This window comes from Pseudomonas sp. P5_B3, assembly GCF_056400405.1.
Window position 1 is genome coordinate 20,617 of record NZ_JBFULI010000005.1, and the last position, 14,212, is coordinate 34,828.

The 14,212-nt window shown below is 60.4% G+C and carries 12 protein-coding genes; 6 read left to right on the forward strand and 6 right to left on the reverse strand.

The genetic code is table 11. The features are described 5' to 3' along the window. Positions 1-138: 138 nt before the first annotated feature. The 5 genes from folE2 (at position 139) to AC1DRN_RS04825 (ending at position 4,461) form a co-directional block, all read left to right on the forward strand. Positions 139-1,035, forward strand: coding sequence for a GTP cyclohydrolase FolE2 (gene folE2, locus AC1DRN_RS04805; RefSeq protein ID WP_223459036.1), 897 nt, complete (start codon positions 139-141; stop codon positions 1,033-1,035). Continuing rightward, positions 1,032-1,700 carry a metal ABC transporter ATP-binding protein gene (locus tag AC1DRN_RS04810; protein ID WP_457266008.1) on the forward strand — a complete coding sequence of 223 codons (669 nt, stop codon included), beginning with the start codon at positions 1,032-1,034 and terminating at the stop codon, positions 1,698-1,700. Before folE2 ends, AC1DRN_RS04810 begins: the two co-directional genes overlap by 4 nt. Continuing rightward, positions 1,700-2,566, forward strand: coding sequence for a metal ABC transporter permease (locus AC1DRN_RS04815; protein WP_223459040.1), 867 nt, complete (start codon positions 1,700-1,702; stop codon positions 2,564-2,566). Before AC1DRN_RS04810 ends, AC1DRN_RS04815 begins: the two co-directional genes overlap by 1 nt. Positions 2,567-2,577: 11 nt before the next feature. Continuing rightward, positions 2,578-3,453, forward strand: coding sequence for a metal ABC transporter substrate-binding protein (locus AC1DRN_RS04820; protein WP_457266009.1), 876 nt, complete (start codon positions 2,578-2,580; stop codon positions 3,451-3,453). Positions 3,454-3,582: 129 nt separating this feature from the next. After that, positions 3,583-4,461, forward strand: a complete 879-nt coding sequence (locus AC1DRN_RS04825; protein ID WP_457266010.1) for a His/Gly/Thr/Pro-type tRNA ligase C-terminal domain-containing protein — start codon at positions 3,583-3,585, stop codon at positions 4,459-4,461. 99 nt (positions 4,462-4,560) lie between these two features. On the opposite strand, the gene AC1DRN_RS04830 is transcribed toward AC1DRN_RS04825, so the two are convergent. Then, positions 4,561-5,082, reverse strand: coding sequence for a DUF3617 domain-containing protein (locus tag AC1DRN_RS04830; RefSeq protein WP_223459046.1), 522 nt, complete (start codon positions 5,080-5,082; stop codon positions 4,561-4,563). A 132-nt stretch (positions 5,083-5,214) separates the two neighbouring features. On the opposite strand from AC1DRN_RS04830, the gene cls reads away from it, so the two are divergent. After that, entirely contained in the window at positions 5,215-6,654 is a 1,440-nt protein-coding gene (cls, locus tag AC1DRN_RS04835; protein WP_223459049.1) for a cardiolipin synthase, read from the forward strand. Here the strand turns inward: cls and cfaB are convergent. From cfaB to hflK (AC1DRN_RS04860), 5 genes are all read right to left on the reverse strand, one after another. After that, the gene (cfaB, locus tag AC1DRN_RS04840; RefSeq protein ID WP_223459051.1) at positions 6,651-7,835 is read right to left on the reverse strand and encodes a C17 cyclopropane fatty acid synthase CfaB; all 1,185 of its coding nucleotides are present in this window, start codon (positions 7,833-7,835) and stop codon (positions 6,651-6,653) included. The two genes, cls and cfaB, sit on opposite strands and share 4 nt — an antisense overlap. A gap of 219 nt (positions 7,836-8,054) precedes the next feature. Continuing rightward, positions 8,055-9,965 (reverse strand): cation-translocating P-type ATPase, encoded by a 1,911-nt coding sequence (locus AC1DRN_RS04845; RefSeq protein WP_223459053.1) that lies wholly within the window; start codon positions 9,963-9,965, stop codon positions 8,055-8,057. Further along, a complete protein-coding gene (gene hflK, locus AC1DRN_RS04850) occupies positions 9,962-11,020 on the reverse strand; it encodes a protease modulator HflK (RefSeq protein ID WP_223459055.1) in 1,059 nt (352 codons plus the stop codon). The genes AC1DRN_RS04845 and hflK (AC1DRN_RS04850) overlap by 4 nt, the downstream gene beginning before the upstream one ends. Further along, entirely contained in the window at positions 11,017-12,057 is a 1,041-nt protein-coding gene (gene hflC / locus AC1DRN_RS04855) for a protease modulator HflC (protein ID WP_223459057.1), read from the reverse strand. The genes hflK (AC1DRN_RS04850) and hflC overlap by 4 nt, the downstream gene beginning before the upstream one ends. Next, the gene (gene hflK / locus AC1DRN_RS04860) at positions 12,054-14,012 is read right to left on the reverse strand and encodes a protease modulator HflK (RefSeq protein ID WP_223459059.1); all 1,959 of its coding nucleotides are present in this window, start codon (positions 14,010-14,012) and stop codon (positions 12,054-12,056) included. The genes hflC and hflK (AC1DRN_RS04860) overlap by 4 nt, the downstream gene beginning before the upstream one ends. Positions 14,013-14,212 lie beyond the last annotated feature (200 nt).

The window sequence follows — 14,212 nt, forward strand, 5'->3', positions numbered from 1 at the left end:
TGTTTTTCTGTTGATGGCGTGAAATCAGGCTGAGCATGTGGCGGTTGCGCATGATGAAAGTCCGCTCATGAAAAAGGCATCGCCGACTTAGTTGTTATGATATAACATTTTAAGTCAACTCTCTCGATGGACCTGCTCATGAATGCGCTGACTCTGCCGGATATCGCCGCGCAGGCCTCACGCCAAGCCCTGCCACTGGAGTGGGTGGGCATGTGCGGCATTGCTCTACCTGTTTTGTTTGATGGCCAACGATTGAATGCAAAGGTCGATGCCGGCGTGAGTCTCGACGATGGCAACGCGCGCGGCATTCACATGTCACGGCTCTATCTGGCGCTTGAATTGCTGGAGCAGGAAAACCTTTCTCCGGCTTTATTGAGGAGGGTTCTGCAGCGTTTTCTTGAGAGCCATGAAGGGCTTTCCAACAGTGCTCACTTAGCCATTCACGCCGATTTATTGCTGAAAAGGCCGGCGCTGATCAGTCCATTGTCTGGCTGGAAAAGCTATCCGGTGAACATCGAAGCACGTTTGAAAAACGCAATGTTCCACGTGGAACTAAAAGTCGATGTGTCTTATTCCTCAACCTGCCCGTGTTCCGCGGCCCTTTCTCGACAGCTAATTCAGCAGCACTTCGTCGACGATTTCGCCAACAAGGCACTGCAACACGCCGACGTTTTAGCGTGGCTCGGCTCCACGAACGGCATCGTCGCCACACCTCACAGCCAACGCAGCAGCGCAAAGTTGCGCGTACGGTTGGCTGATTTTTTGGACGATCTGCCTCTGATCGCCGTCATCAACGACGCCGAAGCCGCACTCGGCACCGCCGTTCAAACAGCGGTAAAACGCGCCGACGAACAAGCCTTCGCCCTGGCCAATGGTCAGAACCTGATGTTCTGCGAGGACGCCGCACGCCGTTTGAATCTGGCCCTGAAACGCTCCACAGGCATCAATGCCTTCCACATTCGTGTCACCCACGCCGAAAGCCTGCACGCCCATGACGCCGTAGCCGAAAGCCGTTTCAACTGGGAGGTCGCATGATTGGTTGCCAGGCCTTGCGCTGGGGCGCACCGGGGCAGCCACTCACGCCAGCGCTGGACTTCGAACTGTCGAAGGGCAGCCTGACCGCCATCATCGGCGCGAACGGTTCCGGGAAAAGCAGCCTGTTGAAGGTCATCGCCGGCTTGCAAAAACCGTTGGCCGGAAAGGTGCGACTGAGTGTTCCAATCAAGGGCGGTGTGTCGTTCCTGCCCCAGCAACAACACCTGGACAGGCAATTTCCGATCAGCCTTCAGGCATTGGTCGCCGCCGGTTTCTGGGGCAACAAAAAGTCGCCGGAGATCCGCAGCCAACGACTGAAAACCGTCCTCGAAAATTGGTGCCTGAACGGTCTGGAAGATCGACCCTTGATGGCCCTCTCCGGCGGCGAATTGCAACGCGCCCTGCTCGCCCGATTGAGCCTGACCGACGCACCCGTACTGTTGCTCGATGAACCCCACGCGGCCCTCGATGAACTCGGCCAGGTATTGCTCTGGAAGCACATACACGATTGGCACCTCGAAGGCCGGACACTGGTGATCGTATGCCATGACCTGGCCGCCGTCCGCGAGCACATCCCATGCACGTTGCTGATCAAAAGCAGCGGTTGTGCATTCGGCCCGAGCACCGAACTGATCCGCCAACTACCACAGGCACAGGTGGCCTGATGATCGCTACCGCGCATCTCTGGCAACCGTTCCACGAGTTCGTGTTCATGCGTCGGGCGCTGCTCGGCGGCTTGCTCCTGGCGTGCAGTACGGCGCCCCTTGGGGTGTTTCTGATCCTCAGGCGCATGAGCCTGATCGGCGATGCCGTCGCCCACGGCATCCTTCCCGGTGCGGCGCTGGGTTTCTGGTTTGCCGGGTTGAGCCTCCCGGCGTTGACCATAGGCGGTCTCGGCGCCGGCCTGAGCATGGCTGGCCTCGCGGCCTGGATTACGCGACGCACCGGCCTGCGAGAGGACGCCAGCCTCGCGGCGATTTACCCGATATCCCTGGCCGGTGGCGTGCTGATTCTCGGCATCGCCGGCAAACGCCTGGACCTGTTGCACCTGCTGTTTGGCTCGGCTTTGGCTGTCGACGGTCCGACCTTGACCGGCATGCTTTGGGTCTCGGGCCTGAGCCTGATTGCCATGACACTGATCTACAAACCACTGCTGCTCGACACCCTCGACCCGCTTTTTCTGCAAACCGTCAGCCGACTCGGCCCATTGGCCCACGGCGTGTTCCTGACGCTGGTGGTGTTGAATCTGGTCATCGGCTTCCAGGCGATCGGTGCGTTGATGGTAGTCGGCCTGATGATGTTGCCTGCCGCCGCGGCACGCTTCTGGAGCCGCCGCCTGCCGGTGCTGATCGTCGTCGCCGCGTTGCTCGGCAGCCTCTCGGTGTGGATGGGTTTATTGATCTCGTTCTATTACTCACTGCCCAGTGGCCCGGCAATCGTGCTGGTGGCCGGCGGCGGGTATCTGTTGTCCGTGGTGTTCGGGCCGGTGCACGGCTTGCTGCGCCGCCCACCTTTGCTCACATCCCAATGAGGTGTTACCCGATGCGCGCTTTACTCGTGTTGTTCAGCTTGATGGTGTCGATGTCGCTGTCTGCCGCCGAAAAACTTCAGGTGGTCACCAGCTTCAGCATCCTTGCCGACATGACCCGACAGATCGGCAAGGATCATATCCAGATCACCAACATGGTCGGCCCGGACGCGGATGCCCATACCTACGAGCCGACACCGGACGACGCTAAAGCACTGCTCAAAGCCAGACTCATCATCAAGAACGGCCTGGGTTTCGAGCCCTGGCTGGATCGCCTGGTGACGAGCACAGAGACCCGGGCGCCGGTCATCAGCGCGAGCCGCGGCGTTATACCGCGTAGCCTGGATGAAGACGGCGAAACCGTTCCCGACCCGCATGCCTGGCATAACCTGGCGAACACCGAACTGTACATCGCCAACATCACCAGGGCGCTGATCGCCGCCGACCCGGCGAACACCGCCGACTATGAGCGCAACAGCCAGATGTACCTGAAACAGGTCTACGCCCTGCTCGCCGAAGCCAAGGCCAAACTCGGCTCACTGCCACCAGGCAACCGCAAGATCGTGACGTCCCATGACGCCTTCGGTTATCTCGGCCAAGCTTACGGTATCGAGTTCATGGCGCCTCAAGGTCTGTCTACCGAGCGCGAACCTTCAGCCGCCGAAGTGGCCGCACTGATTACCCAGATTCGTCAGGCCAAGGTCAAGGCGGTGTTCATGGAAAATATCAAGGACGCCCGCCTGCTCAAGCAAATCGCAGATGAAAGCGGCGCGCAGATCGGCGGTACGCTGTACTCCGATGCCCTCGCGGCGAGCGGTCCGGCCAGCACCTTTACCGGGATGTTCGAGTACAACCTCAACACCCTGTACAACGCGTTGAGCCAGCCATGATCCGCAGGAACCCTTCCGGAGATTTACCGCTGATTGCCTGGCACGACAAACGTCTTAATGACAACCGCCAGGGTTTTCCCCTACGGTTTATGCGATAACGCTCGTTAGAAGCACCTGAGTACGCCGACCATGATCCAGATCACCCTGCCCGACGGTTCATTGCGTGAGTACGACCAGCCGCTGTCCGTGCACGAGGTTGCCGCCAGCATCGGCCCCGAACTGGCCAGCGCGGCTGTGGCGGGCCGGGTCAATGGGGTCCTGGTGGACTGCGAATACATGATCGAGGCAAATGCCCGGGTCAGCATTGTCACCCCCCGGGAGCCGGACGGCCTGGAGATCTTGCGCCGCTCCTGTGCCTTGATGCTGGCAATGGCGGTCAAGCAACTCCACCCGCATGCGCAAATGCGTGTGGGCAAGGAATTGGGCGACGGTTTCTTTTACGAGTTTGCCGTCGAGCCACCGCTGACCGTGGCAGACCTGCCCCTCATCGAAGCGCGCATGCAATCACTGGCAGCGACCAATCACTCGATCCGTCGTCGGCCGGTGCGCGAAGCAGTGTCGCTGTACCGTCTGGGGGACACCGAGTACCAGAGCCATGGACCGCACGTCCCCACCACCAAAGTCTTGCAGGCGTTTACCCTCGACCACATCAACGGCACGTTACAACAACGGATCTACGGCACTTGCTGGTCCAGCCATCAGGAACTGCAACAGTGGAGCGTTCCACCCCACGTGGTCGTCGTGAGCATGGATGATCGCCAGGCGACTTATGCACAAGCGGTGACCGAATCCTTGCGCCAACGGGGCGTACGCGCCAGGGCCGACCTGCGTAACGAAAAAGTTCACTACAAGATTCGCCAGCACAGCCAGACCGTGCCGTACCTGGTGGTGGTGGGCGAGAAAGAACAAGCTGGGGGATTTGTCAGTGTGCGCAGCCGCACGGGGGAAGATTTTGGCCGGATGCCTGTCGAGGCGGCGTGTGAATGGTTGAGTCGGCCGGGGATTTAGGGCGGCTTGCGGACGCCCTCGCGAGCCGGCTCGCTCCCACAGAGAAAGCACAATCAATGTGGGAGCGAGCCTGCTCCGGGCGGCGATCCGACGAAGCTTTTAAGCTCTTGGCTTCACAGTACCGCAATCCTGCCCCAGCCAGACGGCGCGGGATTCGAGGCTGCCCTTCTGCTGAATGCCGGTGGCGTTGAACGTCCCGTTGACCTTGGTGGTGAACTCGCGATCACTGAGGAATGTCGCCACGCCCGCACCCTGGGCTCTCGGGCAGCTGAAACGGAATTTCCACTGATTGCCGGAGCGGTCGGTGATTTCCTGCTTGCAGCCCGACTGCGGATCGGTCAGAGGAATGTTGTCGGTCTTGACTTGCTCCGGGGTCAGGCACGCCCGGACCCCTTTACCGCCCATAGTGATGCCCTGTTTTTCCAGCTGTGCACGCTGCTCAGGGGTCATCTGGCTCTGGAGCTGACCAAGGATCAATTGCAGGTCCGGCATATTCTGTTCATCGACCTTCATGTTGCTCGTAGTCAGCTCCCACAATCCTGGTTGCAGCATTTGCGCGTGAGCCGCAACAGGAAGTGCCAAACCCAGTGCCATGGCCAAACCCAGCAGACGAACGTTCATCGAGTAACTCCTGATCAGTAGTGGCCGTTAGACGTCAGCCGCGCGCTTCGGTTCATGGGCCAATTAATTAGCGACATTCTGTACGGAACATGGTCTGTTAAGCATTGAATCTTCAGGAGCAAGGCAGCCCCCATGGATTATTTCGGACCGCATATTTTCGGTTATACCATCGCCCTGTTGCACTCGCTGGGCATGATCGCGGCCATACACGCCGTGTTGACCGTCCGTACCGCCCAAGGCTCGATCGCCTGGGCGCTGTCGCTGTTTTTCATCCCTTACTTCACGCTGATCCCGTACCTGATGTTCGGCCGCAGCACCTTCGATGGCTACATCAAGGCCCGGCGGCAGGCCAACGAAGAAATGCGCAAGGCTGTTTCCGAACTCAACTGGCGACCCTGGGTAGAAGAGGCGCTCACCGCCCGCGCTTCTTCTGCATACGCCTCACTCAGAGCGATGCCCAAGCTCGGACAGATGCCCTGCCTGGCCAACAACCAAATGCGTCTGTTGATCAACGGTCAGAACACGTTCGAGGCCATTTTCGATGCCATCAGCCAGGCGAAAGAAGCCGTGCTGATCCAGTTTTTCATCGTTCACGACGATCGCCTCGGCCAGCGCCTGCAAAACCTGCTGTTGAAGAAAGCCGCCGAAGGCGTGGCGATTTACCTGTTATATGACCGAATCGGTAGCCATTCCCTGCCCCACGGCTATGTGCAGGCCTTGCGTGATGGCGGGGTCGAGGTCAAAGCCTTCGCCACCCGCAGTGGCTGGCTCAATCGCTTTCAGGTGAACTTCCGCAACCACCGCAAGATCGTGGTGGTGGACGGCATTCTCGGCTTCGTCGGCGGGCACAACGTCGGTGACGAATACATGGGCGAGAAACCGCCCCTGGCGCCCTGGCGCGATACCCACGTACAAGTGCGCGGGCCGGTGGTGGCGTGCATGCAGGAGTCTTTCGCCGAAGACTGGTTCTGGGTGGCTCGTGTACTGCCGCCGCTGATCCTGCCCGAGGTTTATCCGGAAGACGGCGTACTGTGCCAGTTGCTCGCCAGTGGGCCGGCAGACGCCTGTGAAACCTGTTCTCTGTTCTTTGTCGAAGCGATCCATGCGGCGACGGAAAGGGTCTGGATCACCAGCCCGTATTTCATCCCCGATGAAGCCGTGTTCGCAGCATTGCGCCTGGCGGTACTGCGCGGCGTGGATGTGCGCCTGCTGTTGCCATCCCGGCCCGATCATCGAATCGTCTACGCCGCCTCAAGCCTCTACGCCTTCGAAGCGGTGCGCGCCGGTGTGCGGGTATTCCGTTACCAACCCGGGTTCCTGCATCAGAAAGTGGTATTGATCGACAGCGAAATCAGCGCCATCGGCAGTGCCAACATGGACAACCGTTCGTTCCGGCTGAATTTCGAAGTGATGTTGCTGACCGTCGACCGCGCGTTCGCCGCCGAGGTGGAAGAGATGCTCAACGATGACTTTGCCAACGCCCACGAAATCGCCAAGGAAGAAGGCCGGGAGACCCGCCGCGTCCAACAGGTCGGCATGCGGGTCGCCCGGCTTATTTCGCCGATTCTCTAGAGGTAGATATCGTCACGGGTCCATGGCAGTTCATGACTGCCATCGGCGTGGGCCTTCACTGCGAGAATCTGGTGCAGGTTGATCCAGCCCCGGGCGAACGCGTAAGCGCAACCGGCCAGATAAAGCCGCCAGATACGCAGGACCTGTTCCGGTACGAGTCTGGAGGCCGCTTCGAGGTTGTCTTCCAGGCGTTCGCTCCAGTGATCGAGCGTGCGTGCGTAGTGCAGGCGCAAGCTTTCGACGTCGACGATTTCCAGTCCGGCCTCACTGATCTCGGCAGAAATCATCGACAGATGCGGCAGCTCGCCGTTGGGGAACACATATTTCCCGATGAAATCACCGGCACCGCGTCCCACCGGACGGCCATCGGTGTATTTGGCGGTGATCCCGTGGTTCATCACCAGGCCGCCCTCTTTCACCGCGCCGAACAAGGTATTGCAGTACTCGGCCAGATTGGCATGACCAACGTGTTCGAACATACCGACGCTAACCACTTTGTCGAAACGGCCATCCTGCGGCAGATCGCGATAGTCGAGCAGTTGCAGTTCGACCAGGTCCTCCAGGCCCTCCGCTTTTACGCGCTCCCGGGCCAGGGCCAACTGCTCCTTGCTGAGGGTGATACCGAACACTCTCGCGCCAAATTCCCGCGCCGCAAAACGCGCCAATCCGCCCCACCCGCAACCCACATCCAGCAGATATTCGCCGGGCTGCAGGCGCAGCTTGCGGCACAAATGACGGAACTTGGCTTGCTGGGCTTGTTCCAGGGATTCGCTGCCGGTCTCGAAATAGGCGCAGGAATACGCCATGTCGCTGTCGAGCCACAGCTGATAGAACGCGTTGGAAAGGTCGTAGTGGTAGGAGATCGCCTTGGCGTCCGTCTCTTTGTCGTGGACGCTACGCACAGGCAGATTGTCGTAGTTTTCATCCAGCAACGCCTGGCTCCACTCATCGCAGACGCGGATCACATCGCTGATGGAGCCTTCGAGTTCCAGTTTGCCTTCGACAAATGCAGCGCCAAGGGTGTCCAGGCTGGGATGGGTAAACTGGGTGACCATCTGCGGATCCTTGACCACAATCGTGACACTGGGCGTCGGCCCCAGATTGAGTTCATGGCCATCCCAGAGTCTCAGGCGAAGCGGTAACTGCAGATTCTGTAAGGCCGGTGGAAGATGCGCGAGCATGGAGAATCTCCCTTGTTTCAGACGTCTAAACAGAGGGTAGACCATCTTTGAAAAATAGCTGGCTATCGAATTAATAGCCGTTTTCAATGATTCGCGACGCCTACAGCTGCCGCCGCGAACGCACAAAAATGATGTGCCCTCATCTTCAATGACTACGAACCGGGCGCACAGTTCTAAAAAGTTGAAGCCCCGTGATTACCCGGTTTAGAGCGTTCGCCTTCAGGTTTCGTCCTTGAGCTTGAGCAACGGCTCCTGGAACCGCAGCAAACGACCGGCATTGCCCAACACCAGCAAGGTGCTGAGGTTATGCAGCAACGCCGCAATCATCGCCCCTGCAGCGCCAAGCCAGCCGAAAGCGGCGAAGGCTACGATCGCCAGGGTCCAGCCCAATCCGATGATCACATTGACCTGCAACGTCTGGCGGCATTGACGACTCAGGCGCACGCAGGTGCCGAGGCGGCGCAGGTCACTGCCGATCAGCACGATGTCCGCCGATGCCAGGGCAATGTCCGCACCGCCCGCGCCCATGGCCACACCGACTACTCCAGCCTTGAGGGCCAGGGAGTCGTTGATGCCATCGCCGACCACCATCGGCCGGAAGCCGCTGTCGATTTCCTTGAGCACGCGGTTGAGTTTGTCTTCGGGCAAGGCTTGTGCTTCGACGTCACTGATCCCGACATCCCGGGCCAACGTCTGCGCGACGCTGTGCCGGTCACCGGTGAGCAACAACTGGCGGCCCAAACCCAGATCACGCAACTCACCCAAGGCAAACTGCGCCTCGGGTTTGACGCTGTCGGCCAGCAACAGCCAGGCAAGAAACTCCCCGTTGAGCGCCAGCCCGGCAATCGGGCCGTCGTGATCGGGAATCTCCGTTGTGCTGATGCCCAGTTGCGCGAACAACTCCGGCCGGCCAAGCGCCGCCTCACCCTGCCCGGTCATCGCCACCACACCGAGGCCCTGGCGTTCACGAATGTCGGAAAGCAGCAGGAAATGCTCCTGGGTCACCAACCCCGCGAGCGCACGGCTGACCGGGTGACTGCTGGCCGAGCCGAGGCTGGCGGCGAGCTTCATGACATGGCTGCGATCCTCAAGCGGACTGTCGATGGATTGCAGGCGCAAGGTGCCGAATGTCAGCGTCCCGGTTTTGTCGACTACCAGCGAGGTCAGGTCCGCCAACTCTTCAAGGAACGCAGAACTGCGGATCAGAATCCCGTGGCGTGCTGCTACCGCCACCCCGGCAATAGCCGTCGCCGGTGCCGACAACACCAGCGCACAAGGACAGGCCGCCACCAACACCGCGAGCATCGCTTGAGCGTTGTTGGTGATGAACCAGGTCACCGCCGCCAACAGCAACACCAGCACCATATAGCTGCCCGCGTAACGCTCCAGCAAACGAGTGATCGGCGGTTTCGAGCGCTCGGCGTTTTGCATCAGGGCGATGACTTTGCCGAGGGTCGATTCCTGGCCGGTACGGGTCACTTCGATTCGCAGCAGACCGTCGAGGTTAATTGCGCCACCGAACACCGACATGCCGACGCCCGCCTCTATCGGCACCGATTCGCCGGTAATGGAGGCAGTATCGAGACTGGCCTGACCGGACAATACCCGGCCATCCGCCGGCACCCGGTCCCCGGCGCGCACCTCGACCAGATCGCCCGCCTTGAGCGTGCCGTTGTCGACTTCGATGATGGAGCCGTCCACCTGCACCTTGCGTGCGTGGCTGCGGGTCAGTTTGCCGAGGGCGTGAATCGCTTCCTGGGAGCCGATCACGCTGCGCTCTTCCAGCACATGGCCGAAGATCATGATGATCGGCAACAGCGCCGCCGTCAGCAGATCTCCGGTGGCCCAGGCACCCAGCATGGCCAGGGCAATCAATTGATCGGTGATGCCGTGCAGGCTCGGATAGCGCAGGCTGTACCAGGCCGAACGCATGACCGGTATGGCGACCAGCAGCGAGGCAAAACCCAGCAGCAGCTGACTGACGCCGGTTTGCTCTGACGACAACCAGCGCCAGATCAGTCCCAAGGCCAGCAAGCCCAATGCGAGCATGGCCAGGGTCAGTTGGCGCGCGGCGCTACGTTGTTCTGTCGAAGACAACATGCTCGACGCGGTGGCGGTTTGCGCAGTCATTGTGCTGCTCCCTGAATGATCAGGCGGGAATCGTCTTTAGGGTCGACCGTCGTGACAGAACCGGCCTGGCCGAGGATCTTCGGCATTCGTTCACGGTAAATGCGCAACAGCATTTGCGGATCGGTGCCCTGTTGCTGCGCCTTGGCCAGGCTCAACACCGTGGCCGTGTCGGTGGATGCTTTGGCCAGTCGTTCACTCGCCTGGGCATGGGCAACTTGTAGTGTTCTGTCGGCTTGCTCGTTGGCAGTTTGCGTCAGCTTTTCGGCTTCGGTACGCGCATTGGCCACGGCTTTGTCGGCCTGCTGACTGGCTGTCAGGACCGCATTGAAGGCATTGACCGCCGGGCTTGGCAGACTCGATTGCACATCGACTCGCGCCACCTCGATCCCCAGTCCCTGCCCCGTCGCTGTGAGTTCGGCAAGACGCTGGTTGACGCCCTGCACCAGATCGCCACGCAAGCGTTCGCGTCTTTCAGCCGCCTGACTGTCAGCGCCGATCAGCTCTGGCCGGGCTACCAGAATCGTGTCCAGATCGCGTGCGGCGGTGAGTGCCACAGCGCTGCGGGTGACCAACCGATCCAATGCCGGCAACACATGTTCACCCTGAAGCACGAATGCATAGGGCTCGGTGACTTTGTAGAAAACCCGCACATCGAGTTGCACCACTCCGGCATCACCCGTTAACAGATAGCCTGAGCCTGCAAGGGCATCGCTGATGGGCGTGGCAAAACTGGCCACGCGATCTGCCTGCATCGCGGCACCACTGCGCAACAGACTGTCCACTCGCCGCTCGATCACCCGGTCCGCCGCCGGCAACAAAATCACCTGCTCGAAGGGTTGCGGCCAGGCCAATAACAACCCGGCATTCTGAATGCGATCCAGCGCCCCGAAATGCAAAACCACGGCGCGATTTTGTGGATCGATCTGCCGCACATTGGAAAACGCCCACGCCAATGCCGCCAATACCGTCACCGCGTACAGGGCGAGAAACGCCAAGCGCCCGGCCTGAATCCAGGGGCTGCTCAACTCATTTGTTCCACGTGGAACCAAACTCATGGCTGCGATCCGGACTTGTTGTCGAGGCTCGGCGGACCGTCAACCAACACCCGGAACGGTGCGGCATCGGTGCGCAGAATCAGCTTGGTTCCCGGCGTTACCACCGTGCCCAAGGTATCGAGCGAGCGCAGCAGGTTGTAGAGCTGCGGCGATCCCGCATAGGCACGACCATAAATCTGCGCCGCTTCGACGCGCGATTGCGCTTCGATATCTGCCGCTTTCACTGTGGCATCGGCCTGCACTATCCGCGCATCACGTTCGGCGGCGGAACGAATTTGCGCGGCTTCACGCTTGCCGATCGCCGTGCGCTCAGTAGCGATGGTTTCACGCTCGGCACGCATCCGGTCGACCGTCGCGGTGAGCGTCACCGAAGGCAGCGTCAATCGTTCGATACCGACCTGCAATACGCGCACGCCATAAGTGGTGAGCAACTGCTGATCGATTTGCTTGCGCAGTTGTGCTTCGAAATCGGCGATGCGCACCTGGCTGGCATCGGTGTTCACCAGATTCGCCAGATCAAAACTGCTGGCGGTGGTTTCCAGTGCGGAGCCGACAAAAGTGCGAATCTGCCGTGCAGCTTCATCGGGCTGGTTCTGCACCGCGCGCATGAAACGTTGCACGTTGTCCGGATCACCCTGCACCTGCCACGCCACGTAGGCCTGAACGATGATGCGCAAACCATCCCGCGTGCCCACATCCTGCAAACCGCTGGACGTGGTGCGCAGCCGCAGATCCACCGGGATCGCCGCCTCGAATGGTGCCGGCCAGCGCCAACCCAGTCCAGGCTCCAGCAAGACTCGCGATGGATTGCCGAAGCGCGTGATCACAGTGGCTTCACCTGAGCGCACCTGCACCAGACTTGCAGCGGCGACCGCAAACGCCACCAGCAATGCCGCCCAACCCATCCGCCGCCATGGGAAAGGACCGGCCTCCTGCGGATCGCCGTGATGATGGTGATGGCCGTGGTGGTGATGCCCGCCATGGCCGTGATCGTGGCCGGCGTGGTCATCGTGATCGTGGGTCTGGGACTGGCTCAATTGGCAGCTCCTGGCTGAGCGGTTTTACGCGACGGCGCAGGGTCAACCGGCAGCGCGAAAGTACGGAGGTCGATGGTTGGCGCATTGCTGCTGCCGCCCAGACGATGATCGAGCACCAGCAATTTGGCATTGGCCAAACCCTGGGACAACTGACTGAAATACTGCTCCAGCACGAAGGCTTGGCCAGCGCTGGCATAGGCTTTTTGCTCGGCGTTGAATTTCAGGTCCGCGGCCTCGGCGCCAGCATTGATCTCACGGGCGCTGGCCGTCGCCTGATCGCGGGCGATGCTGGCCTGCAACTGCGCCTGATTGGTGGCCTCGGCAGCGGCGCCGCGTTCACGGGCGATCAAGGCTTGCGCGCCAATCTGCGCCGCTTGCACGCCGTGATAGGCATTGGCTGCACCGGCCGGAGGGTGAATCGCCTCGACCACGGTGGCGAGAATTTCCACGCCGCTGTCGAGTTTTTGCAGGTCCGCCTGAACCGCGCGGCCGATTTCTTCGGCCAGCCCTACCCTGTCCTCGCCAAGCAAACCGTCGAGGGTGCGCGAGGCGAAATCGTGAACCAGGATTCGGCTGGCGGTGCTGCGAATCAACATCGGCACATCGGCACTGTTATAGGTTGCGGCCAACGCCGCCTCATCACTCAGACCGATGCGATAGACGAAGCGCACGTCCATGTTGACGATCTGAAAGCTCTGCTTGTCGGCTCGGCTGCTGGCGATCACCTGAGATTTGTCGTTCACATGGCTGGCGTCCCACAAGCGATTGGCAATCGCCGGGGCCGGGCCTTCGGCGGGGTCGGCCTGAGCGGGGGCCGAGGTTTCGCCAACACTGGTGGCCAACTCGTGAACGACCCCATTCTCGACGCTCAACACGCGGCCCAATGGCCAAGGCAAACCCATGTGCAAACCTGGGCCAAACACCTCCACCGGTTTGCCGAATCGTTCGTAAATGCCACGCCCTTGCAGGGCAATTTCGTGAATGCCGGTCAGCGACCAGCCAACCAGCGAAACCACCGCCAGTACCGGCAGGAACGCCCGACGCATGTAAGAGAAGGCCCAGATCTGCCGCAGATCGATGCCGAAGCGGTTATGCAATTCGTGCTGCAACGCCAGCAAAGGCTGTGGCGGCCAGCGCAGCATGTCGACGACAAAACTGCGTGCCAACAACTCCGGTTCAAGACGATCGCGGCGTGGGCTGAACAATGACAACAGCGCACGCAGCAACAATTCTGCCGCCACCAGCCCCGGCAGCAGACCGATCAACACTGCCAGACGTACAGGCCATACCGAGGTTTCATCGGCAAACAACAGACAAAAAGCACCGAGCACCAGGCTGATGATCGCCACACGGATCAATTGCGCCAACGTAGCGGCTTCAGGCCATTGCGCGGTATTTTCCTGCGCCAGATGGCGCTCCATCACCAACAGGCCGAACGCCAACAGCAAGAAGCACGCTGCCCCGACAGGGGCCGACAGGCCCAACGCTGCCGGGGGCAATGTGAGGTTCCAGGCCTGTTCGACACCCAATACCGCCAACAATGCCCAGCCGCCAAGCCACAACGTCGGCGCGCCGATTTGCCCGAGCAAGTGCTGCGATTTCCGGCTGATCCGGTCCAGCAAACGTTCATACCACCCCGAAGGCGCGACAGACTCGTCGACAACAACCACCGGCACTACGGGATTCATGGCGCGGGCACGCCACTGGGTTACCCACCAGGCCGATTGCAAACCGGCCATCAACACCACAGACGCCGCGCTCAGGTTCAGCAGCAACGCCGGCCACAGTGTTTGCGAGGAAAACAGCCCGGCAAAAAGCGCCAGCAGCACACCCACCGTCGCGAATACGCCCGCACCGATGGCGAACTGGCGCAAACGCCGCCCTTGAATGAACGCCTGCTGAAAGCGCGGCAACCCGGCTAACGGAGCTTCATCAACATCGAGATCGACTTGCATACCACCCCAGAGTGTCTTCGCTTACAGGACAATTCGTTACAATATAACGGAAATGGTGAAATTTCCGTACTCACGCGCGCTATCTAAAGATTCCCAACCTGTCGCTTACCTGAAGCCTTGACCGAAATGCGGCAGAACGCACATATTACGTTCGTAATTTTATCCGGGAACTACTTTTACCCATCCTTCCCCTTTCGATC

What these genes read in the sequence shown, in the direction of transcription:
- AC1DRN_RS04820 (WP_457266009.1), top strand. Translation starts at nt 2,578, where the DNA reads ATGCGCGCTTTACTCGTGTTGTTCAGCTTGATGGTGTCGATGTCGCTG.
- AC1DRN_RS04845 (WP_223459053.1), bottom strand. Translation starts at nt 9,965, where the DNA reads ATGACTGCGCAAACCGCCACCGCGTCGAGCATGTTGTCTTCGACAGAA.
- AC1DRN_RS04825 (WP_457266010.1), top strand. Translation starts at nt 3,583, where the DNA reads ATGATCCAGATCACCCTGCCCGACGGTTCATTGCGTGAGTACGACCAG.
- AC1DRN_RS04810 (WP_457266008.1), top strand. Translation starts at nt 1,032, where the DNA reads ATGATTGGTTGCCAGGCCTTGCGCTGGGGCGCACCGGGGCAGCCACTC.
- cfaB (WP_223459051.1), bottom strand. Translation starts at nt 7,835, where the DNA reads ATGCTCGCGCATCTTCCACCGGCCTTACAGAATCTGCAGTTACCGCTT.
- hflK (WP_223459055.1), bottom strand. Translation starts at nt 11,020, where the DNA reads ATGAGTTTGGTTCCACGTGGAACAAATGAGTTGAGCAGCCCCTGGATT.
- folE2 (WP_223459036.1), top strand. Translation starts at nt 139, where the DNA reads ATGAATGCGCTGACTCTGCCGGATATCGCCGCGCAGGCCTCACGCCAA.
- cls (WP_223459049.1), top strand. Translation starts at nt 5,215, where the DNA reads ATGGATTATTTCGGACCGCATATTTTCGGTTATACCATCGCCCTGTTG.
- AC1DRN_RS04815 (WP_223459040.1), top strand. Translation starts at nt 1,700, where the DNA reads ATGATCGCTACCGCGCATCTCTGGCAACCGTTCCACGAGTTCGTGTTC.
- AC1DRN_RS04830 (WP_223459046.1), bottom strand. Translation starts at nt 5,082, where the DNA reads ATGAACGTTCGTCTGCTGGGTTTGGCCATGGCACTGGGTTTGGCACTT.
- hflK (WP_223459059.1), bottom strand. Translation starts at nt 14,012, where the DNA reads ATGCAAGTCGATCTCGATGTTGATGAAGCTCCGTTAGCCGGGTTGCCG.